Source organism: Sphingomonas sp. DBB INV C78, from assembly GCF_042693015.1.
Classification (GTDB): Bacteria; Pseudomonadota; Alphaproteobacteria; order Sphingomonadales; family Sphingomonadaceae; genus Sphingomonas_E.
The window spans coordinates 1,373,615-1,393,461 of sequence record NZ_CP170544.1 but is presented as its reverse complement, the minus strand read 5'-3'; the positions used below and the strand labels follow the sequence as shown (position 1 = coordinate 1,393,461).

22 protein-coding genes and 1 tRNA gene are annotated in these 19,847 nt (G+C 65.9%); 14 read left to right on the top strand and 9 right to left on the bottom strand.

Annotation, left to right across the window (positions count from 1 at the left end; all coding sequences use genetic code 11):
• The first annotated feature begins 31 nt into the window (after positions 1–31).
• The 9 genes from ACFB49_RS06660 (at position 32) to ACFB49_RS06620 (ending at position 5,296) form a co-directional block, all read left to right on the top strand.
• Entirely contained in the window at positions 32–784 is a 753-nt protein-coding gene (locus ACFB49_RS06660; protein WP_380877536.1) for a double zinc ribbon domain-containing protein, read from the top strand.
• A gap of 55 nt (positions 785–839) precedes the next feature.
• Entirely contained in the window at positions 840–1,097 is a 258-nt protein-coding gene (grxC, locus tag ACFB49_RS06655; protein WP_380877533.1) for a glutaredoxin 3, read from the top strand.
• Positions 1,097–1,924, top strand: coding sequence for a carbon-nitrogen hydrolase family protein (locus ACFB49_RS06650; protein WP_380877530.1), 828 nt, complete (start codon positions 1,097–1,099; stop codon positions 1,922–1,924). Before grxC ends, ACFB49_RS06650 begins: the two co-directional genes overlap by 1 nt.
• A gap of 34 nt (positions 1,925–1,958) precedes the next feature.
• Positions 1,959–2,627: an NADPH-dependent F420 reductase gene (gene npdG / locus ACFB49_RS06645; RefSeq protein ID WP_380877527.1), complete on the top strand. Its 669-nt coding sequence runs from the start codon at positions 1,959–1,961 to the stop codon at positions 2,625–2,627.
• The gene (gene cofE / locus ACFB49_RS06640; RefSeq protein ID WP_380877524.1) at positions 2,627–3,400 is read left to right on the top strand and encodes a coenzyme F420-0:L-glutamate ligase; all 774 of its coding nucleotides are present in this window, start codon (positions 2,627–2,629) and stop codon (positions 3,398–3,400) included. The genes npdG and cofE overlap by 1 nt, the downstream gene beginning before the upstream one ends.
• A complete protein-coding gene (gene cofD / locus ACFB49_RS06635; protein WP_380877522.1) occupies positions 3,397–4,317 on the top strand; it encodes a 2-phospho-L-lactate transferase in 921 nt (306 codons plus the stop codon). The genes cofE and cofD overlap by 4 nt, the downstream gene beginning before the upstream one ends.
• A gap of 82 nt (positions 4,318–4,399) precedes the next feature.
• Positions 4,400–4,855, top strand: coding sequence for a DUF1178 family protein (locus tag ACFB49_RS06630; RefSeq protein WP_380877520.1), 456 nt, complete (start codon positions 4,400–4,402; stop codon positions 4,853–4,855).
• A 34-nt stretch (positions 4,856–4,889) separates the two neighbouring features.
• Positions 4,890–4,966: transfer RNA gene (locus ACFB49_RS06625), tRNA-Arg, on the top strand.
• Between the two features lie 162 nt (positions 4,967–5,128).
• On the top strand, positions 5,129–5,296 hold the full coding sequence (locus ACFB49_RS06620) for a hypothetical protein (RefSeq protein WP_380877518.1): 168 nt from the start codon (positions 5,129–5,131) through the stop codon (positions 5,294–5,296).
• 6 nt (positions 5,297–5,302) lie between these two features.
• On the opposite strand, the gene ACFB49_RS06615 is transcribed toward ACFB49_RS06620, so the two are convergent.
• From ACFB49_RS06615 to ACFB49_RS06605, 3 genes are all read right to left on the bottom strand, one after another.
• Complete coding sequence (locus tag ACFB49_RS06615) at positions 5,303–6,475, bottom strand: sulfotransferase family protein (protein ID WP_380877516.1); 1,173 nt, start codon at positions 6,473–6,475, stop codon at positions 5,303–5,305.
• Between the two features lie 86 nt (positions 6,476–6,561).
• Positions 6,562–6,756: a hypothetical protein gene (locus tag ACFB49_RS06610; protein WP_380877514.1), complete on the bottom strand. Its 195-nt coding sequence runs from the start codon at positions 6,754–6,756 to the stop codon at positions 6,562–6,564.
• 22 nt (positions 6,757–6,778) lie between these two features.
• Positions 6,779–7,189 (bottom strand): low affinity iron permease family protein, encoded by a 411-nt coding sequence (locus ACFB49_RS06605; protein WP_380877511.1) that lies wholly within the window; start codon positions 7,187–7,189, stop codon positions 6,779–6,781.
• A gap of 279 nt (positions 7,190–7,468) precedes the next feature.
• On the opposite strand from ACFB49_RS06605, the gene ACFB49_RS06600 reads away from it, so the two are divergent.
• The 3 genes from ACFB49_RS06600 (at position 7,469) to ACFB49_RS06590 (ending at position 12,122) form a co-directional block, all read left to right on the top strand.
• The gene (locus ACFB49_RS06600) at positions 7,469–8,932 is read left to right on the top strand and encodes a murein L,D-transpeptidase (protein WP_380879875.1); all 1,464 of its coding nucleotides are present in this window, start codon (positions 7,469–7,471) and stop codon (positions 8,930–8,932) included.
• A 14-nt stretch (positions 8,933–8,946) separates the two neighbouring features.
• Positions 8,947–9,276 (top strand): hypothetical protein, encoded by a 330-nt coding sequence (locus ACFB49_RS06595; RefSeq protein WP_380877510.1) that lies wholly within the window; start codon positions 8,947–8,949, stop codon positions 9,274–9,276.
• Positions 9,277–9,431: 155 nt separating this feature from the next.
• Positions 9,432–12,122 (top strand): hypothetical protein, encoded by a 2,691-nt coding sequence (locus ACFB49_RS06590; protein WP_380877507.1) that lies wholly within the window; start codon positions 9,432–9,434, stop codon positions 12,120–12,122.
• Here ACFB49_RS06590 and ACFB49_RS06585 read toward each other — a convergent pair.
• Complete coding sequence (locus tag ACFB49_RS06585) at positions 12,119–12,724, bottom strand: TetR/AcrR family transcriptional regulator (protein WP_380877505.1); 606 nt, start codon at positions 12,722–12,724, stop codon at positions 12,119–12,121. The two genes, ACFB49_RS06590 and ACFB49_RS06585, sit on opposite strands and share 4 nt — an antisense overlap.
• A 143-nt stretch (positions 12,725–12,867) precedes the next feature.
• Between ACFB49_RS06585 and ACFB49_RS06580 the strand changes: the two genes are divergently transcribed.
• The gene (locus ACFB49_RS06580; RefSeq protein WP_380877502.1) at positions 12,868–14,397 is read left to right on the top strand and encodes a M20/M25/M40 family metallo-hydrolase; all 1,530 of its coding nucleotides are present in this window, start codon (positions 12,868–12,870) and stop codon (positions 14,395–14,397) included.
• 7 nt (positions 14,398–14,404) lie between these two features.
• Here the strand turns inward: ACFB49_RS06580 and ACFB49_RS06575 are convergent, their stop codons facing one another.
• Together ACFB49_RS06575 and ACFB49_RS06570 are read right to left on the bottom strand one after the other, a co-directional pair.
• Positions 14,405–14,797 carry a reverse transcriptase-like protein gene (locus ACFB49_RS06575; protein WP_380877500.1) on the bottom strand — a complete coding sequence of 131 codons (393 nt, stop codon included), beginning with the start codon at positions 14,795–14,797 and terminating at the stop codon, positions 14,405–14,407.
• 154 nt (positions 14,798–14,951) lie between these two features.
• Complete coding sequence (locus ACFB49_RS06570) at positions 14,952–15,080, bottom strand: hypothetical protein (RefSeq protein ID WP_380877497.1); 129 nt, start codon at positions 15,078–15,080, stop codon at positions 14,952–14,954.
• 133 nt (positions 15,081–15,213) lie between these two features.
• Between ACFB49_RS06570 and purU the strand changes: the two genes are divergently transcribed.
• The gene (purU, locus tag ACFB49_RS06565; RefSeq protein ID WP_380877495.1) at positions 15,214–16,077 is read left to right on the top strand and encodes a formyltetrahydrofolate deformylase; all 864 of its coding nucleotides are present in this window, start codon (positions 15,214–15,216) and stop codon (positions 16,075–16,077) included.
• 2 nt (positions 16,078–16,079) lie between these two features.
• On the opposite strand, the gene ACFB49_RS06560 is transcribed toward purU, so the two are convergent.
• The 3 genes from ACFB49_RS06560 to ACFB49_RS06550 form a co-directional block, all read right to left on the bottom strand.
• Positions 16,080–17,381 (bottom strand): MFS transporter, encoded by a 1,302-nt coding sequence (locus ACFB49_RS06560; protein WP_380877493.1) that lies wholly within the window; start codon positions 17,379–17,381, stop codon positions 16,080–16,082.
• Positions 17,382–17,407: 26 nt separating this feature from the next.
• Positions 17,408–18,229, bottom strand: coding sequence for a 2-keto-4-pentenoate hydratase (locus tag ACFB49_RS06555; protein ID WP_380877491.1), 822 nt, complete (start codon positions 18,227–18,229; stop codon positions 17,408–17,410).
• A 79-nt stretch (positions 18,230–18,308) separates the two neighbouring features.
• Positions 18,309–19,796 carry a UxaA family hydrolase gene (locus tag ACFB49_RS06550; RefSeq protein WP_380877488.1) on the bottom strand — a complete coding sequence of 496 codons (1,488 nt, stop codon included), beginning with the start codon at positions 19,794–19,796 and terminating at the stop codon, positions 18,309–18,311.
• Positions 19,797–19,847: the final 51 nt, after the last annotated feature.

Sequence of the window (19,847 nt, the reverse complement as noted above, 5' to 3'; positions counted from 1 at the left end):
CCGCTGGAACAAGAGGTGCATGAGGGGGCTCATGTCGATCGGTGGGAATGCCGCGTCGCGCATCATCGCGCTGGCGCTACCGCCGCGCTGCCCCGGCTGTGGCGCGATCACGCCCGACGACCATCGTTTCTGCCTCGATTGCTGGCAGAGCCTGGATTTTCTGGGCGAGGATGGCTGCGCGCGTTGCGGCGTCGCATTGCCCTTTGCGCCTGCCGGCACGATCTGCGCGGGCTGCATGGCCGATCCGCCAGCGCTGGATGGCGTGCGGGCGGCGGTCGTCTATGGGCCGGTCGCCCGCCATGTCATCATGCGCCTCAAATATGGCGGCCGGCCGGGGAATGCCGAGACCGTCGGCCGGCTGATGGAAAGGCTGGTGGGGGAAAGCGACGCGATCATCGTGCCGGTGCCGCTCCATCGCTGGCGGATCTGGCGACGCGGATATAATCAGTCGGCGCTGATCGCACGGGTTCTGGCGCGACGGCGTGGGCTGGCGCTGGGCGTCGCACTACTTGGGCGAACGCGGGCGACGCCGGTCCTGCGCGGGCTGGGGCGCAGCCAGCGGGCCAAGGCGGTGCGGGGCGCTTTCGCGGTCAAGCCGGCGCGCCGGCAGGACATCAAGGGGCACAATGTGTTGCTGGTCGACGATGTCCACACCACCGGCGCGACTGCCAATGCCTGCGCTCGCGCGCTGAAGGCAGCGGGTGCCAGGGAGGTGCGGCTGCTATGCTGGGCGCGGGTCGACCTCGATGGGGGTGGTGACGGGGGTGGCGATGTTGACAATTGACGCACCGCACCACAGGTCTTGGGGTAAATCGGAGTCCAGCAAGGGAAGGGCCCCAATGCCCAAGATCGAAATCTACACGAAGTTCCTGTGTCCTTATTGCACGCGCGCCAAGAAGCTGCTCGGCGACAAGGGCGTCACCTTCGAGGAATATGACATCACCATGGGCGGGCCGAAGCGCGCCGAGATGCTCCAGCGCGCCAATGGCGGCAGCACAGTGCCCCAGATCTTCATCAATGATCGGCATGTCGGCGGGTCCGACGATCTTGCCGCGCTCGAACGCGCGGGCAAGCTGGACGCGCTGCTCGCCGCCTGATGCGCGTCGCGCTGTTCCAGAGCTGCACGGGCATCGACCCGGAGGCGAACGCCGCGGCGATCGTCTCGGCGATCGATCAGGCCAAGGCGGGCGGCGCCGATATCTTGTTCACGCCCGAGATGAGCGGGCTCCTCGATCGCGACCGCACCCGCGCCGCCGACAATCTGGCCGATGAGGCGCATGATCGGGTGCTGGCTGCGGTGCGCGCGGCGGCGACCAAGGCCGGCATCTGGGTTCATCTCGGATCGCTGGCGCTGTCCGGCGAGCGGCGCGACGGCCGGCTGGTCAATCGCGGCCTGCTGATCGACGACGCCGGCACGATTCGCGCCCGATACGACAAGATCCACCTGTTCGACGTCGACCTGCCGAGCGGCGAGAGTTGGCGCGAGTCGGCCGCCTATGCGCCGGGCGGGCAGGCGGTGGTGGCCGGTACGCCCTGGGGGCGGATGGGCCTTTCCATCTGTTACGACCTGCGTTTTCCCGATCTTTTCCGCACACTGAGCGATGCCGGCGCGGTCATCCTGTCGGTGCCTGCCGCCTTTACCGTGCCCACGGGCCGCGCGCATTGGCATATACTGCTGCGCGCGCGTGCGATCGAGGCGGGCGCCTTCGTCATTGCCGCCGCCCAGGCCGGTGCCCATGCCGATGGGCGCGCGACCTATGGCCATTCGCTGGTGATCGACCCGTGGGGCGACGTGCTGCTCGACATGCAGGGCGAGAATGGCGTGGGGTTCGCCGATCTGGACATGAAGCGCGTCGCGGACGTTCGCTCGCGCATTCCGGTGCTCGCCCATCGCCGGCCGATTGCGCCAGCGACGCTTGCCTGACTAAAGGCAGCGCGACGCATCGACAGGAGAGATCATGGCAGAGGGTAAACCCACGCTCGCGGTTCTGGGCGGAACGGGCAAGGAAGGCAGTGGCTTGGCCGCGCGCTGGGCGGCCGCGGGCTATGAAGTCGTGATCGGCGGGCGCGATGCCGCCAAGGCCGAAGCCGCCGCTGCCGAACTGTCTGCCGAGATTCCTGGTGCGAAGATTCGCGGCCTCGATAATGCCGGCGCTGCCGCGGCGGGCGAGATCGTGGTGCTGGCGGTTCCCTATGCCGCGCAACAGGCGACGGCGCTGGGTGTCGCCGACGCACTCAAGGGCAAGATCCTGGTTGACGTGACCGTGCCGCTGGTGCCGCCCAAGGTGAACCGCGTGCAGCTTCCCGAGGGCGGATCGGCGGTCGTGGCGCTGCAAAAGGCGCTGGGCGAGGAGGTGCGGGTTGTCTCCGCCTTCCAGAACATCTCGGCGCACCATCTGCGCGATCTCGACCACGATCTCGACTGCGACGTGCTGGTGGCGGGCGACGATATCGACGCGCGCGAGCAGGTGATCGTGCTTGCCGAAGCGGCCAAGCTGCGCGGCTTCCATGCCGGCCCGCTGTGCAATTCGGTGGTGGCCGAAGCGCTGACGTCGGTGCTGATCTCGATCAACCAGCGCTACAAGGTGCCGTCTGCCGGTATCCGCATCACCGGCCTCCACGACTGATGGCAGAGGCCGCCCGCGAATTGCTGATCCGTGCGGTTCCGGGCGTGCCGCTGATCGCGGCCGGGGACGATCTGGCCGGGATCATCGCCGATGCGCTCGACGGCGCGGGGCTCGCCTTGCGCACGGGCGACGTGCTCGTGATCGCGCAGAAGATCGTATCAAAGGCCGAAGGGCGGCTGGTGCGGCTGGCCGAGGTGAGGCCCTCGGCTGAGGCGATCGAGCTGGCGCCCAAGGTCGACAAGGACCCACGGTTGGTCGAGCTGATCCTGTCCGAAACGGTGGAGGTGGTGCGGACCCGGCCCGGCGCGCTGATCGTGCGCGACAAACGCGGGCTGGTGCTGGCCAATGCCGGGATCGACCAGTCGAATGTCGACCATCAGGACGGCGAAGTTGCGCTGCTGCTGCCGGTCGATCCTGACGCGAGCGCGCAGCGGATCGCCGAAGGATTGGCCGAACTTACGGGCATCGAACCGGCCGTGGTGATCGTCGACAGCCTTGGCCGGGCGTGGCGGATGGGAACGGTTGGGACCGCGATCGGCGTGCATGGTTTGCCGGCATTGCTCGATCTGCGTGGGCAGGCCGATTTGCATGGGCGGTCGCTGCAAACTTCGGAGCTTGGGTTGGCCGACGAGATCGCTGCGGCAGGATCGTTGCTGATGGGGCAGGCGGATGAGGCTTGCCCGGTCGTGCTGATGCGGGGGCTGCCGGCAATGGCGCGCGGCGGCGCGGCGCGGGATCTGGTGCGGCCGGCGCATATGGATCTGTTCCGATGATCTTGGCTTTGGCAGGCGGCGTCGGTGGCGCGAAGCTGGCGGCCGGGCTGGCGGCGGTGCTGCCGCCGGAGGAACTGGCGATCGTCGTCAATACGGGTGACGATTTCGAGCATCTTGGGTTTGCGATCTCGCCCGATATCGACACGGTCACCTATACGCTGGCGGGGATCGCCAATCCCGAACTCGGCTGGGGTATCGCCGGCGAAAGCTGGGCGTTCATGGAGCAGCTTGGCCGAATGGGCGGCGAGACATGGTTCCGGCTCGGCGATCGCGACCTTGCGACCCATGTCGAGCGCACCCGACGGCTGCGCGGCGGCGAGAGCCTGACGACAGTGACGGCGGCGCTCGCTTCGGCCCATGGCATCGCCCACCGCATCGTGCCGATGGCCGACGATCCTGCGCCGACGATCGTCGATACTGATGAGGGCCGGCTCGCCTTTCAGGATTATTTCGTGCGGCGGCAATGCGCGCCCAGGGTGAAGGCGTTGCAGCTTGCGCCCGATGTCGGCCCGAGCGCTGCCTTCTCTGCCCTGATCGACGATCCGGCGCTGGAGGCAGTGGTGATCTGCCCGTCCAACCCCTGGCTCAGCGTCGATCCGATCCTGGCGTTGCGGGGCGTCCGTAGCCGCCTGCGGGCACGGGGCGTGGCGATCGTGGCGATATCGCCGATCATCGGCGGCAAGGCGGTGAAGGGGCCGGCGGCCAAGATCATGGCCGAACTGGGCGTTCCCGTCTCCTCGGCGGGCGTGGCGGCGCATTATGGCGATTTCATCGACGGGCTGGTGATCGACGTGACCGACCGTGAAGAAGCCATCAACGGGCCGCAATTGCTGGTGACAGAAACGCTGATGCGGTCCCCCGACGATCGCGCCCGGCTGGCGAGCGAGGTGATCGGCTGGGTGCGGCAGTGGAATTAGGCAGACGGAAACACCATTTCGGTGATGAAGGCGTGATGATGAAGCGGAGCATGATCCTGTCCGTGACGAAGCGGGGTGCGCGATGATCGTTTTCGATCTCGCCTGCGCTGGCCAGAACCATGTGTTCGAAGGCTGGTTCGGTTCGACCGACGATTATGAGGGGCAGCGCGCCAAGGGCTGGATCGTCTGTCCGATCTGCGGATCATCGGATGTTTCGAAAGCGGTGATGGCGCCGCGCGTCGCGGCCAAGGGCAATCAGCGCAGCGACGCCCGCCCGGTCGCGCTCGCCAATGACGGGCCGGACAAGATGCGCGAGATGATGCGCGTGCTGGCCGAGGCCCAGGCCAAGGCGCTCGAAGGGTCCGACTATGTCGGTTCGCGCTTTGCGGACGAGGCACGGGCGATGCACCTGGGCGAGACCGAACATCGCGCGATCCACGGGCAGGCAAGCGCCGACGAGGCCAAGGCGCTGATCGACGAGGGCGTTCCGGTGGCGCCGCTGCCGTTGCCGGTGCGGCCGCCCGGCACGGACAATTGACCGCGCCCGCGCGCTTCCCTAACCAGCAGCCAGCGCCCCGGTAGCTCAGCAGGACAGAGCAACGGTTTCCTAAACCGCAGGTCGGGAGTTCGAGTCTCTCCCGGGGCGCCAGACTTCCGTTTTTTCGATCGCATGCCCTGGGGCGGGACGTTACCCGTCGGGGACGACAGGATTCGCCAACGCGGCCCTTACCTGCCATGATGCAGGCCAAGGGGAAGCACGCCGGCAGGTGGCCCCGAGACCGGCCGCCGGCGCCTTCGCAGGAGGTTTGCAATGGCACATGACCGGGATTTCATCTGGCGTCGTTATCTTGAGGAATGCGCGGCCACGTCGGCGGCGAAGGGTAAGGATGCCCGGTCCTCGCACGAGCAGATCGCCAAAAGGTTCGAGGAGCAGATTCGCATCATGGGCACCGGTCGACCGCCCAATCTGGTGATCTGACGCGGTTTAGGCCCGTTCCGGCCAGACGCGCGCGCGATAGAAGGCGTAAGTTTCTGCGATCTCCGCTTCGTTGAGTCCGAAGCGATCGAGATCGTAGCGGTGCGTGGGCCGGCCGTCGCGCGCATTGCCGGCCATCCACGCCTGCATCGCCGCTTCGTCCTCCGGCGTCATCACCCGGCCGATGCGATCGAACACGCGGCGCGCCTGCGCCATCGGGTCCTTGACCGACTCATCGTAGCGGACATCAAGGAAGCGGGCGTCGATCGCCGGGTCTTCCCGCAGCGCATAGAGTTTGCGCAAGCCCGCCGCCCAGCGATCCTGCCAGTGACGGCCGATCGCGGCGAGATCGGCCTCATCCGAGCTCATCCGGTAGAGCGACGACACCATCGAGCAATAGGATGGCACGGACCGCACCGGATCGCGATGCGTCATCACGAAGGTCGCGTCCGGGAAGGCGGCGAGCGCGGCGGCGGTGGCGGTGACATGGTTGGGGGATTTCAGCACCCACACCTGATCGCGCCGGGCGGGATCCTGCCACTGCATATATTTGAGCCACAGGACGAGTTCCGCATAGGCCGGCGCCTGATCCGCCTGCTCGAGCCAGGCGGCGTAGCTCGGTATCCACAGGAAGGATTCGGCGGACGTGCCCATGAAGCTCTGATCGAGCACGGTCAGTTCCTCGTCCGGCTGATCGAGCGACATCGGGTGGATCGACATGAGATCGGGGATCGTCGCCAGCATATGATCGAAGATCTGCTTCGCTGCCGCGCGCCGATCGGACGGATCGCCGGGAACTTCGTCCGGAAAGGCCGCGGGATAATGGGTTTCGCACCAGCGCATCGCGGTGACGGCGGGGCTGGCATGGAGCAGGCGATGCAGCATCGTCGTGCCGGTGCGCGGCAGGCCGAGCAAAACGGCCGCGACCTTCAGGGGTTCGTCATGGATCTCGGGATGGCGGGCGAGCGCGTTGGTGATCCGCAGGCGGTTGGCGAGCGCCCCCACCAGCCGCGCCCGCTGGGTGACGGCGCCGGTTTCGGTGAGGCGGGCTTCTTCGTTGATCGAGGCGAGCTGGATGCGGAGCGGTTCGAGATACCAGTCGTCCTTGCCGAAATCCGAAAGGCCGGTCGCGGCGCGGGCCTCGGCCATCAAAGTCGCAATATCCGGCAAAGTCGCGGCCATCGGTGCCCTCTCGCTTGATTCGTTGGCGGGAGGGTAGGGCGGGCAAGCAGGCGCTCAAGCCAGGCTGCGCAACCGCCGCCCTTTCATCACACGATGTCCTTTCCGGTCACCAGTTTGGGGAGCGGGGAGGAGGGCATGTGCGTGCCGAGCGCACCCGCAAGGACCAGCCGGATCGCCTCGGCCCGCGATGGCCGTGGGTCGTCATGGCGATCGATCCACGCATCGAGTGCGGCGAGGTCTTCTGGATTCAGCGTGACGGGAATGGGGGCGGCTTCGCTCATGCGTCTCGATCCTTCCTTTGGGTCACATGCGTTCGATCAGCCGTTCGACGGTTCGGTGGCTCGCGTCCCGGTCGCTGGCGTCGGAGCCATATTTCTTTTCCAGCGCGTCGACGATCCGCTCCAGTTCCTGCTCGGTCAGATGCTCGATACCGATGAACTGGTTGCGGGCGCCTTCCAGTGCGCGGATCAGTTCGTCGAGCTTGGCCTGCATCGCTGCGGCGTCCCGATTCTGCGAATTCTGGATCAGGAACACCATCAGGAATGTGACGATGGTCGTCGATGTGTTGACGATGAGCTGCCACGTGTCGGAAAACTGGAACAGCGGGCCGGTCAACCCCCAGACGATAATGAAGGCCATAGCCAGCGCGAAGGCGAGCGGCTGCCCCGCAAAGGAGGCGATGCGCTTGGCCAGCGCGGTGAACAGACGATCCATATCGGGCGGGCCTTTCCTTATGGCGACGCCAATCGCCGCAAACTCAACGCTTCAGCCTAGTTGATCGTTTCCCTGCCGTCATGGCTGCCGCTATGGGATGCTTGACCGTGACACGGGCCGGCGGGCTAAATCAGCTTGCGTGAACCAAAGGCCGCGGCGTCGGTTCATCGTGGAGCAGGGTCACCTGGTCCAAGTGTAAAGCGAGTATTCGAAAGGGTGTGTATGGGGAGCAGCGGGGAAGATCGTCGGGCACGAAAGGGGCGGCTGGTGCGTGCGGCAATGCTGTTGCCGATCCTGTCCATCCTGTCCTTCCCGGCCGGTGCCCAGCGCGCCGCCGCGGTGGCGCCCAGTGTCGCGCCGATCATCACGCCGCCACCGGTGCCCCGCGCGCCCGTGCCGATCGCGGCACCCCCGGCCCCGGTGTGGCCGCAACTGACCGCCAAGCAGGCGGAACAACTCGCTGGGCTGCTGAAGCGCGATGCCGTGGCCCAGGGGCTGCGCGAAACCGAAGCCGATCTCAGCGCCGTTCGCGACAATGATGCGCTGGTCCGGGCGGCGCTCGATCATGCCCGCGCGGTGCATTCGGGTCGGCTCGACAAGCCCGATTTCCAGAAGAATTGGGGTCTGCGCCCCTTCTATGTCGATCCGCTTGCGGGCTTCACCGATGCGGTGAAGCGTGATCGGTTGGCGGATTGGGTCGCCAACCTGCCGCCGCCTTATGCCGGCTATGATGGGTTGCAGAAGGGCCTGGCCGATTATCGCAAGCTGGAAACTGCGGGCGGCTGGCCCACGGTTTCTGCCGGGCCGGACCTGAGCTTCGGCATGAGCGGCCCGCGCGTGGCCGAACTGCGCAAGCGCCTCGCGGTCGAGGACAAGCAGGTTTCGGCGCAGGGCGACAGGTTCGACAATGATCTGCTCGAAGCGGTCCGCCGGGCGCAGCGGCGCTATGGTCTGAACCCCAGCGGCCTCGTTTCGACCCAGACGCTCGCCGCGCTCAACGTGCCGGTGTCGGCGCGGGTCCGCCAGATCATGGCGAATATGGAGCGCTGGCGCTGGCTGCCGGCGGAACTGCCCAAGGATCGTGTGCAGGTGAATATCGCTGCCGCCGTGCTCACCGTATTCGATGGCGATGCGCCGGTCGCGTCGATGAAGGCAGTGACGGGGCGACCGGGCGACGAGACGCCGATGCTGGAATCGAACATCCACAGCGTCGTCCTCAATCCGCCCTGGAATGTGCCGACCTCGATCGCGACGGGCGAGCTGTGGCCCAAGGAGCGGAAGAATCCGGGCTATCTGAAGCGCAACAATTTCAAGGTGCTGGACGGCAAGCGGCTGCAACAGGCGGCAGGTCCGAGCAGCGCGTTGGGACGTTACAAGTTCGACTTCAACAACAACTTCTCGGTCTATCTGCATGACACGCCGACACAGGCGACCTTCTCCAGCTTCAGCCGGCTGGCGAGCCATGGCTGCGTGCGGCTGGAGAAACCGGCCGAACTCGCCAATCTGCTGCTGAACGACGATCCGGCCTGGAGCAGCGAGGAGATCGCGGCGACGGTGGCGCGCGGCAAGACGGTGCGGGCGCGGCTGCAGCAGCCGGTTGCGGTCTATCTGCTCTATTGGACGGCCTTCGCCAGCGCCAATGGCCAGATGAATTTCCGCGCCGATCCCTATAGCTGGGATAGCGTTCTGGCAGACAAGATCGCGGCGCGATCCGCCGCCCGGCAATCGCTCGCCGCACGTTGAAGAGGGGAAGGGGAATGGGAATGATGAAGATGGTGGTGCGTTCGGCGGCGGTGGCGACGCTGGTGCTGGTGGCTGCATGCTCCGGATCGTCGGACGAGGTCGCGCCGGAAGCCAATGTCGAGGAGAATGTCGTCAACGTCTCCGACGTGCCCGAATTGCCCGCCGACAATCAGGTCGCGCCCGAGCCCGTGGTCGAGACCAATACCGCAGACGCGACGCCGCCCGAAGCGCCGGTGCCGCCCGACGCCCAGATGCTTGACGATGCGGACGCGACCGGCATGACCGCGCGCGTGAACCGCGACGCTGCGGCCGAGAATGGCGCTGTAACGACCGAGGGCGAATAAGTAACCGAAGCGGCGGACCGCATCCCAAGTGTCGTCCGCCCGACTTTCAGGGTAAACCCCGATTGTCCGGGCCCTTGCGGGGGCCAATGATCCACTCGCCATGCGTCAGCGGCCATTGCTCGCGCTGACGCTCGCGGCGAGGGGAGACCATGGCGATGTCGAAGACCGTCTGGCGGATGATGGCGGCCACTGCGGCCGTCTGTGCTTTGGCACCGGGCGCGGCGGGGCAGGGGGCGCAGGCCGGACAGGCAACGCCCACCGCGACCACCACCGCCCCCAATGGCAAGACGATCGACGCGCGCGCCTGGCCGCGATCCTACGCCGTCGATGGCGTCGAATTCTCTATTTATCGGCCCCAGCTCGATTCCTGGACGGGCAATGTGCTGCAGGGCCGTTCGGTGATGGCGGTCAAGACCGGCGAGACTAAGGGGACGGACGGCAAGCCGATCGTTCAGCAGACCTATGGCGTGCTGTGGCTGACCGCGCGGACCGAAACCGACAAGGATGCGCGCGAGGTGGTGCTGGACGACCTGACCGTGCAGCGCATCAATTTCCCGACCGCCAAGGACAAGGAGGCGACCTATCTGGCGATCGCGAAGAAGGTGATGCCGACCACCGAACTGGTCGCCAGCCTCGACGCGATCGAGGCGCAGCTTGCGATCACCGACGCGCTTTCGGACACGCCGAGCGTCGCGGTGAACAACACGCCGCCGGAGATCATCATCTCGCTGCAGCCGGCGGCCCTGGTGCCGATCGATGGCGAGCCGGTGTGGCGGCCGACTGCCGTCAGCGGCGTCGAGCATGTGCTGAACAGCACGGCGATGATCCTGCGCTATCAGAACAAGGTCTATATCGGGCGCGCGGGCCGCTGGGCGACGGCGGCGTCGCTCAACGACACCTGGGCGCGGGCGACGAGCGTGCCAAAGCCCGTGACCGATGCGCTCAACAAGCTGCTGGCCGGCAGGGCCGCACCACAGGGCGGGATGGCGGAACCGGAAGCGACCAAGTTCGCGGCCATCTATGTGCGGACCAAGCCCGCCGAACTGATCGTCATCGACGGCGATCCGCAGTTCGACGATATCGAGGGCACGGGCCTCAGCTACGTCACCAACACGCCGGCCGACATCTTCCTCGACCAGAGCAACAATTGGTATGCTCTGGTCTCCGGCCGCTGGTTCAAAGCCCAGTCGACCAAGGGGCCGTGGACTTACGTGGCGCCCGACAAGTTGCCCGCGGGCTTTCAGAAAATCCCGAGCGATGGCCCCAAGGGCGCGGTGCTCGCGTCGATCGCGGGCACGCCGGAGGCCAAGGAATCGCTCGTCGCCAATTCGGTGCCGCAGACGGCCACGGTCAACAAGAAGGAAGCAAGCTTCAACGCGCAATATGACGGCGCACCCCAATTCGCGGCGATCGAGGGGACGGCGCTGAGTTCGGCACGGAACTCGCCGACCGCGATCATCAAGATCTCCGCCAACAGCTATATGGCGCTCGATCGCGGTGTCTGGTTCACGTCGACCACCGCCACCGGGCCATGGGCGGTCGCGACCGAGGTGCCGGCGGTGATCTACACCATCCCGGCCTCATCCCCGATCCATTACGTCACCTATGTGCGGATCTACGGATCAAAAGGGGACGAGGTCTATGTCGGCTACACGCCGGGCTATTATGGCACCGCGGTCAACAATGGCGTGGTAGTCTATGGCACCGGCTATACCTGCCAGGCCTGGACCGGGAGCGAATATTATAGCTGCCCGTCAACCTACGGCTATGGCGCCTCGCTGGAATATAGCGAGGTCGGCTGGTCGGTCGCCTATGGCTATGGCTGGTACGATCCCTGGTATTATCCCTATTGGGGTCCCTGGTATTATCCGGGCTATTATCCCGGATATTGGGGCGGCTACGCTTATGGTTATGGCAATGTCTATGGCCGCTGGGGATCGAGCGTGATCGCCGGCAGCGGCGCCGCCTGGGCCAATGCCTGGACCGGCAATTATGGCCGCGGCTATCGCGGCGGATATCATAACATGGCGACGGGCGGGCGCGGCTATGGCTATGCCGGGTGGAACTCGAACGTCTACACCGGCAACTCGGTCGCGGCGGCAGGCGGCATCCGTTACAATCCGCAGACCGGGCGCGTCGTCGCCGGGCGGGGCGGGGCAGCCGGCAACATCTATACCGGCAATGCGGTGGCAGGCGGCAGCCGCACCGCGGTCAACACCGATACGGGCCGGGTGACGAAGTCCGCCGGCGCGATCGGGCGGACGGACCAGGGCGCGGGCGCCGCCGGTGGCTTCAACACCACCGGTCAGGGCGGCGACGCCAAGGGCGCGGGTTATGTCCATTACGATCGCAATACCGGCGACATTTCCAAGGGCGGCGTCGTCGACGTCAACGGCAATGTCTATGCCGGCAAGGACGGCAATGTTTATCGCTACGACAAGGAAAGCGGCAGTTGGGAGTCGATGGGGCAAAGGCCGAGCGGTGAGGGCGAACCCAAGTCCGGGCCGCCCAAGCCTGACTCCACCGGCGATCGCGGCGACCGCGCATCCCGTGGGGATTCGGCAGTGGGTAGGGATGGCCCTCGGACGTCGGACTCCGCGAGCAATCGCGGCGGTGGAGATTCGGTGGTGGGCAGAGATGGCCCCCGCGCCCCGGAATCCTCGCTCAACAAGGAGCGTGCCGCACGCGATCGCGGGTTCGAGAGGGATTCCATGTCCGGTCGCGGCTTCGAGAATCCGGGCGCCAGCCGGCCATCCTATGATCGCGGTTCGTGGGGTGGTGGCTATTCGGGCCGGATGGGCGGCTTCCGCGGCGGCGGCTTCCGGGGCGGCGGGCGCCGCTTCTAGGCGTCCGTTGCTGCCAGTCCGCCGATCAGGAAGGCGACGACCTGGCGCGTGACGCTCGCGACTTCCAGCGGTACGCCGTCGCTGATGTGGCGCAGCGCAAGCTGCTTGATACCGCCGAAGAAGATGTCGCGGACAAGGCGCGGATCGAGTTTGCCCGACACCTTGCCTTCCTCGACCCCTTTGGCGAGCACGCGCAGGAAGACCGAGGAATAGACATGGTTCAGCCGGTTGCCGGCGGAGTCCGCATGGTCATCGAAATTGCGAATTTCGGCGATGAACAGCCGGGAAAGATCGGGATCGTCGGCGAAAGAGTGGACGTGGCGATCGACCAGCACGGTCAGCATGCCGCGGAAGTCCGTCTGCTCTGCAATAGCGCTTTCGGTGCCTTCGATCAGGTTGCGATAGACGCTGTCGATAACCTCGACCAGCAACCCCTTCTTGCCATCGAAATAATGGTAGATCAGTCCGTCGGACGTGCCGGCAATCTGGGCGATATCGTTGATCGCGCTCTGCTCATATCCCTTTTCGGCGAAGACCTGGCGTGCAGCGGCGATGATGGATGCGCGGCGATCCTGCAGCCGCTCTTCGGTAATTCGTGGCACGCAATTCTCTTCTTGGTTCGATCGGCGCGGACCATGAACGCGGTTCAGTATGGCGTCAACCGAAGCGGCGGGGCCAATCCGCTTGATCGCCGGCCATTTCCCTGAGACTTGGGCACAATATTTCGATCGAGGGAATTGAAGATATGCGCGTGCGCGTGGCGATCATGGCGGCAGCGGCTTCGCTGGCAATGGCGGGGCCGGTCTGGGCAAAGACGCCGAGTGCCGAGGCGCGTGCCTATCGCCAGGCGCATGAGGGGGCGATTGTCACCCAGCTTGTCGATCTTGCGCGCGTGCCGAGCGTCGCCGCCCAGCCTGCCGGATTGCACGAGGCGGCAAACATGCTGGCCGACCAGCTCAAGCGGCGCGGCTTTGTCACACGGCTGCTGCAAGGCGGGGAGGGGGCGCCGAAGGTGGTGTTCGGTCAGCTCGACACGCCGGGCGCGAAGCGGACCGTGACCTTCTACGCCCATTATGATGGGCAGCCGGTGACTCCATCGCAATGGGCGTCCGATCCGTTCGTGCCGGTGATGCGGTCGGGTCCGCTGTCCACCAAGCCCGTGGACGTCGACTGGAAGACCGCAAAGGCGCCGCTCGATCCGGAATGGCGCCTGTTCGGTCGTGGCGTCAGCGACGACAAGGCTTCGATTGTCGCCTTTCTGGCGGCGTTCGATGCGCTGAAGGCGGCGGGGCGCAAACCCAGCGTCAATATCCGGATATTCTGGGAGGGCGAGGAGGAAGCGGGCTCGCCCCATCTGGAGGCACTGCTCAAGGCGAATGCGCCACTGCTCGCGTCCGATCTGTGGCTGATCGGCGACGGGCCGGTGCATCAGTCACGCGGGCGGACGGTCTATTTCGGGGCGCGCGGCATGATCGGTTTCGACGCCATGATCTACGGCCCCGTGCGGCCGGTGCATGACGGCCATTATGGCAATTGGGTACCGAACCCGGCGGCGTTGGCGGCATCGCTGATAGCCGAGATGCGCGGCGAGGACGGCGCGATCCGCATCCCCGGCATTGCCGAAAAGGTGCGGCCGTTGACGGAGGGCGAGCGCGCCGCGGTCGCAGCGCTGCCGCCGGTCGAGGCGGGCCTGCGCAAGGAACTGGAGATCGGCCGCAGCGAAGCGAGCGACGGCCTGACCGCCAGCACCTTGCGGCCGGCGCTAAACATCCGCGGCATCCGATCCGGTCAGGTTGGGGCGGCGGCAAACAACGCCATTCCCGTCGATGCTGAAATCTCGATCGATTTTCGGCTGGTGCCGGACCTGACACCCGCCGACGTTCAGCGGAGCACCGAGGATTTCCTGACCGCGAAGGGCTGGACGATCGTTCGCGAGGCGCCCGACGCCGCGATGCGTCAGGCCCACCCGAAGATCATCAAGATCGAATGGGAGCCCGGCTATCCGGGGCTGCGAACCGACATGAACCTTCCGGTCTCGCGAGCGGTGCTGAAGGCGGTGGAGCGGTCGTCGGGCAAGCCGGCGCTCAGCTTGCCGATGATGGGCGGCAGCGTGCCCATCTATCTGTTCGAGGATGTGCTGAAGGCGCCGGTGATCGGCCTGCCGATCGTCAATCACGACAACAGCCAGCACGCGCCCAACGAAAATCTGCGGCTGCAGAATCTGTGGGACGGGATCGAGACCTATGCGGCGCTGATGGCCGATCTCGATTGGTAAGACGGCTTCAGAGGCCCGAATGCAGGCGAGCGAGCGCGATGCCGGCGAGGTTGTGCGAGCGTGCGACATGGCGGATGCGGACGCGGGCAAAGCCGGACGTGAGGCGCTGAAATTCGGCCAGATGGGCTGCACTGGTGCGCGTGCGGCATTTCGCGGCGCCCTTGGCCTGATTGATGACGGCGAGCGCGTCACCGACAAATTCCACGTCGCTGGCGCCGGAAGCGATGGCGATATGGGCGGCGTGGAGCAATGCGAGCCATTCGGCGTCATGGTTGCTGCCGTGGCCCGCATCCGTCTGCAGATGGGGGATGCCGCGCACCACGACTGCGGTTTCCATCGCGCCGGGATTGGGCCGGCAACCGCCATCGAAATAGAGTTTCAGCCGTTTGGAAGCCGTCATGCCGAACTCGTTTCGGCATCCATGTGAGCGCTCACGAGCCCGGACGGCGCTCGCTTTCCAATCCGAGCGCCCGCGGCAGGCGGCGCGCATGGACCCTGAAACAAGTTCAGGGTGACGGGAGGTGAGGAATCCGTGAGGTGAGGAGGCAACGGCATCAGCAGCGCGTCGCCAGCCAGATGACATTATGGGCGCTGGCCAGTCGAGCACGGGCGATCCGCGCCAGTTCCTCTTCCGAGCCACCGCCGGGAATAAGGGCCGTGTCGATCAGGATGCGCGGAACCATGCGCTCCCCTTACAGGCAAATGGTTTCTGCGCGGCCAAGAATATATTGGGTGTGCGGCGGCGCCATTTATCCGATGGGGCGTGCGAAAGGGCAGGGGCGAGAGGGCGTTTCTGCGCGGCGGGAGATTTGAGTGGTGAAGAGCGCCCATGTGTTGACCCTGTCCTGCGCGGACCGGCCGGGGCTTGTCGCGGCGGTGGCCGGGCTATTGGCGACGAATGGCGGCAACATATTGGAGTCGCAGCAGTTCGACGATCTAGAAACCGGTCGCTTCTTCATGCGCGTGGTGTTCGATCTGGGAGCGGCGAGCATCGATGCGGCGGAATTCCGGCAGCGTTTCGGCGAGGAGATCGCGGCGCCTTATGCGATGGACTGGCGGCTGCGCTGCATGAGCGAGCGGCAACGGGTGCTGCTGCTGGTATCGAAATTCGATCATTGCCTCGGCGATCTCATCTATCGAAATCGCATCGGCGAACTGCCGATGGAAATTGCCGGCGTCATATCCAACCATCCGCAGGATGTGCTGCAAGTGGCGCTGCCCGAAGGCGTGCCTTTCCATCACCTGCCGGTTTCCAGCGACACGCGCGCGGTGCAGGAGGCACAGATCAAGCGGATCGTCGAGGAGACGAAGACCGACCTGATCGTGCTCGCCCGCTACATGCAGATATTGTCGGACGATCTGGCGGCCTATCTCAGCGGCCGCTGCATCAACATCCATCACAGCTTCCTGCCGGGCTTCAAGGGCGCCAAGCCCTATCACCAGGCCCATGCGCGCGGCGTGAAGATGATCGGCGCGACCGCCCATTATGTGACCAGCGATCTCGATGAAGGGCCGATCATCGCGCAGGACGTTGAGCAGATCAGCCACGCCGACACGCCCGACGCGCTGGTGCGCAAGGGGCGCGACATTGAACGGCGGGTGCTGGCCCGCGCCGTCCAATATCATCTCGAGGATCGCGTGCTCGTCAACGGTGCGAAGACGGTTGTGTTTCGCGACTGAGATCAGCCGATCGCCACGCGGTCCAATCGTGGCGACAGCCAGTGGACCAGCAGCAGCGCGACCAGATAGGCGCTGCCGGCGACCGCGAACAACGGCGTATAGGTGCCGAAGCTGTCGAGGATGAAACCGGCATATTTGGCCATCAGCATGCCGCCGATCGCGCCCACCGTGCCGCCGATGCCGACGACGGAACCCACGGCGCCCCGCGGAAACAGGTCTGACGGCAGCGTGTAGAGATTGGCGGAAAATGCCTGGTGCGCGGCGGTCGCGATGCCGATCACCAGCACGGCGAGCCACAGGCTGTCGATATACTGCGCGAAGAAGATCGGCAGCACCGCGAGCGCGCAGACCAGCATCGTCGCCTTGCGGGCATAATTGACGCTGCGCCCCGCCTTCATCAGCCGCGACGACATCCAGCCGCCAAAGACGCTGCCGACGTCGGAAAGCAGGTAGATCGCCACCAGCGGCGGGCCAAAGCTGACGAGATCGAGGCCGTAACGCGTGCCGAGATAGCCGGGCAGCCAGAAGAGGAAGAACCACCAGATCGGATCGATGCAGAATTTGCCGAGCGCATAGGCCCAGGTTTCGCGAATGCCGATCAGCCGCTTCCACGCGATCGGTTCAACCGGATCGGCCGGGTCCTGCTCGATCCAGGCGACTTCGGCTGCCGTGACCTTCTTATGCTCGCGCGGGCGGCGATACATCGCCCACCAGACGACCAGCCAGACGATGCTGAACGCACCGGTCAGCACGAAGGCCATACGCCAGCCATAAGTGAGGGTGAGAAAGGGGACGAGCAAGGGCGTGATGATCGCGCCGACATTGGCGCCCGCGTTGAACACGCCGATCGCGAACGCGCGCTCTCGCGCCGGGAACCATTCGGTCACCGCCTTGATGCCGGCGGGGAAATTGCCGGCCTCGCCAATCCCGAGGCCGAAACGGACCGCGGCGAATTGCATCACCGAATGGACGCCGCCATGGGCGATATGCGCGGCCGTCCAGATGATGAAGGCGACGGCATAGCCCAGCCGCGCGCCCACCACATCGACGAAGCGGCCGAAGCCGATGTAACCGATCGCGTAAGCGGCCTGGAACCAGAAGATGACGTTGGCGAAGTCCGTCTCGTTCCAGCCGAGTTCGGCTGAAAGCGTCGGCTTCAGCACGCCGATCATCTGTCGATCGATATAATTGATGACAGTGGCGAAGAAGAGCAGGGCGACGATCGCCCAGCGATATCGTCCGACCCGTGCGGCGGCCCGCTCGACTGCGGCCGTGCCGCCGGCGTCCCCCTCCAACATGCTCATCCTCGCCCTCCAGCTTATTTTATGGCTTATTCCCGATCGCTTGTCGCGGCGCTGATCAGGCATTCCAGCCGATGATCGCTGCCGAAGAAAGTTTCGACCCGCGCGCCGGGCACGACGCGGTGGACGCCGGTGACGGCGCCCGACGAAATCCACTGGCCGGGCTTGGCCTGAATGCCGCGTTCGGCCAGCAGTTCGAACAGGAAGCGCGCGGCGCCGATCGGGCCGTCGGGCATGGCATCGGCGCTGGCTTCACCGGCCTCCACACCGTCGATCATCAGGCGCACCGGCCATGCGGCGAAATCGAGCGAGCGCCAGTCGGGGATCGCGGCGCCGACGACCAGGCCGTTATTGTTGCCGAAATCGGAAATGGTGACCGCGGGGCCGAGATCGTTGATCGCGCCCAGCGGCGAACTGGCGATCTCGATCCCGACATGAACGGCGTCGATCAGGGCGGCCGCCTCGTCGAGCGTGAAGCTGGTCTGCGCGGGATCAGGCGCGGTGCCGACACGCAGCAGATATTCCGCCTCCGCCGCGCCAAATCCGGCATCGAAGACAGCCATGGAAACCGGTTTCCCTTGGGCATCAAAAAAAATCGTGCCGTCGAAGATCGGCCCGGCCAGGCGGTTGGCGCCATATTGGCCGGCGAGCGGGGGCATGATGCGGCCGACCTTCCAGCCAAGAATATCGCGGCCATCCAGCGCAATCGCTTCATCCTGAATGCGATAGGCCTGATCGAGCGAGGTCGGGATCGCGCCGGGATAGCTTTCCAGCCCCCGCGCGGCGCGGCGCGCCGACACGAAGGCTTCGGCGATATGCCGCGACTCGTCCCGGACGGTCGTTTCGCTCACGTTGGCCTCTCCCTACTGGCTTCCCCGAAGCTCTATTGGAAACCGGTGTCATAGGCAAGATGGTTGCTGTGCGGGGGCGCTAAAGCGTCACGCCGCGCTTCCAGATCGCGATTTCCCGTTCGTCATTCCGTTCCGCGGCGGTGGGCTCACCTGAAGCGATGACGGCGAGGCGGGCGATCAGGTCCGTGGCCATGGCGTCGAGGCCGCGGGTGAGGGCGGGACCGGCGTCGAAATCGATCCAGTGTGCCTTGCGGTTCGCTAGATCGCTGTTCGACGCGATCTTGATCGTCGGGACCGGGAAACCGAGCGGGGTGCCGCGTCCGGTGGTGAACAGGATCGCGGTCGCGCCCGCGGCGGCCAGCGCGGTGGAGGATACCGCGTCATTGCCCGGCGCTTCGAGCAGGGTGAGGCCGGGCCGATGCGCATGGCCGCCATAATCGATCACGTCGGTGACGATCGCATGGCCCGCCTTCTGCACGGCGCCGAGCGATTTTTCCTCGAGCGTGGTGATGCCGCCGGCGATGTTGCCGGGCGACGGATTTTCCGAGACCGGCTCGCCATATGCGATGAAGTAGCGTTTGAAGCGGTCGACGAGGCCGAGAATAAAGTCGGCCACTTGGCCGTCGGCGGCGCGTGCGACCAGCAGATGTTCGGCGCCGAAAATCTCGGGTATTTCGGTCAGGATAGCGGTGCCGCCGCCGCGCGTCACGGCGTCGCTGACGCGGCCGACAAGCGGGTTGGCGGTAAGGCCGCTGAAGCCGTCCGATCCGCCGCATTTCACGCCGAGGACGATGTCGGCGAGCGGCAGGCTTTCGCGCTGCGCCTCTCCGGCAATCGCGACCAGTTCGTCGATGAGCGCCAGGCCCGCGGCGACCTCATCCTCGACGCCTTGGGCGGCGAGGGTGCGGATGTGGCCGCGGCGATCGGGCGGGATCAACTCGACAAGTTCGGCCATCTGGTTGGATTCGCAGCCCAGCCCAAGGATCAGCACGCCGCCGGCGTTGGGATTCTGCGCCAGCCCGGCCAGGATTGCGCGGGTGGCCTCGAGATCGGCGCCAAGCTGCGAGCAGCCGAAGGGGTGGGCGAAGGCATGGACGCCGTCGATCCGCCCGGCGTGGCGGTCGCGCGCGGTGGCGGCGATCTTCTCGGCGGTACGGGCGACGCAGCCGACTGTCGGCAGTATCCAGATCTCGTTGCGTGTCGCGACCCTCCCGTCCGGACGGCGATAGCCGAGGAAATGTGGCGCTGCCGCGGCCGTGCCAGCCTGGTCGCCTGCTACCGCACTTATTTCGGTTGCGGTGCCGCTTAGCGCGGTCGTGACATTATGGGTGTGGACATGCGCGCCGGACGCGATCGGCGCGAGGGCAATACCGATCGGAAAACCGAACTTCAGCACCGGTGCGCCGGCTTCGATCGGGGAGAGCGCGAACTTGTGGCCGCGGGCTATCGCTTCGATCGTACGGACCTGCTCGCCGTCGATCGTGACGATTTCATCCGCTGCGATGCCGCGCAGTGCGATGGCAACCGAATCACGCCTGTCGATGCGGATCGCCGCGGGAAGCTGCATCAGTTCGCTTTCGTAATGGAAACCGGTATCATAGCATGGGCGGGCCAAGCA

Coding starts and splice junctions, on each gene's coding strand:
- ACFB49_RS06560 (WP_380877493.1), bottom strand. CDS start 17,381: ATGAGCATGTTGGAGGGGGACGCCGGCGGCACGGCCGCAGTCGAGCGG.
- ACFB49_RS06595 (WP_380877510.1), top strand. CDS start 8,947: ATGGGAATGATGAAGATGGTGGTGCGTTCGGCGGCGGTGGCGACGCTG.
- grxC (WP_380877533.1), top strand. CDS start 840: ATGCCCAAGATCGAAATCTACACGAAGTTCCTGTGTCCTTATTGCACG.
- ACFB49_RS06605 (WP_380877511.1), bottom strand. CDS start 7,189: ATGGATCGTCTGTTCACCGCGCTGGCCAAGCGCATCGCCTCCTTTGCG.
- ACFB49_RS06575 (WP_380877500.1), bottom strand. CDS start 14,797: ATGACGGCTTCCAAACGGCTGAAACTCTATTTCGATGGCGGTTGCCGG.
- ACFB49_RS06570 (WP_380877497.1), bottom strand. CDS start 15,080: ATGGTTCCGCGCATCCTGATCGACACGGCCCTTATTCCCGGCGGTGGC.
- cofE (WP_380877524.1), top strand. CDS start 2,627: ATGGCAGAGGCCGCCCGCGAATTGCTGATCCGTGCGGTTCCGGGCGTG.
- ACFB49_RS06610 (WP_380877514.1), bottom strand. CDS start 6,756: ATGAGCGAAGCCGCCCCCATTCCCGTCACGCTGAATCCAGAAGACCTC.
- cofD (WP_380877522.1), top strand. CDS start 3,397: ATGATCTTGGCTTTGGCAGGCGGCGTCGGTGGCGCGAAGCTGGCGGCC.
- ACFB49_RS06615 (WP_380877516.1), bottom strand. CDS start 6,475: ATGGCCGCGACTTTGCCGGATATTGCGACTTTGATGGCCGAGGCCCGC.
- ACFB49_RS06590 (WP_380877507.1), top strand. CDS start 9,432: ATGTCGAAGACCGTCTGGCGGATGATGGCGGCCACTGCGGCCGTCTGT.
- ACFB49_RS06630 (WP_380877520.1), top strand. CDS start 4,400: ATGATCGTTTTCGATCTCGCCTGCGCTGGCCAGAACCATGTGTTCGAA.
- ACFB49_RS06660 (WP_380877536.1), top strand. CDS start 32: ATGTCGATCGGTGGGAATGCCGCGTCGCGCATCATCGCGCTGGCGCTA.
- npdG (WP_380877527.1), top strand. CDS start 1,959: ATGGCAGAGGGTAAACCCACGCTCGCGGTTCTGGGCGGAACGGGCAAG.
- ACFB49_RS06580 (WP_380877502.1), top strand. CDS start 12,868: ATGCGCGTGCGCGTGGCGATCATGGCGGCAGCGGCTTCGCTGGCAATG.
- ACFB49_RS06550 (WP_380877488.1), bottom strand. CDS start 19,796: ATGCAGCTTCCCGCGGCGATCCGCATCGACAGGCGTGATTCGGTTGCC.
- ACFB49_RS06600 (WP_380879875.1), top strand. CDS start 7,469: ATGCTGTTGCCGATCCTGTCCATCCTGTCCTTCCCGGCCGGTGCCCAG.
- ACFB49_RS06620 (WP_380877518.1), top strand. CDS start 5,129: ATGGCACATGACCGGGATTTCATCTGGCGTCGTTATCTTGAGGAATGC.
- ACFB49_RS06650 (WP_380877530.1), top strand. CDS start 1,097: ATGCGCGTCGCGCTGTTCCAGAGCTGCACGGGCATCGACCCGGAGGCG.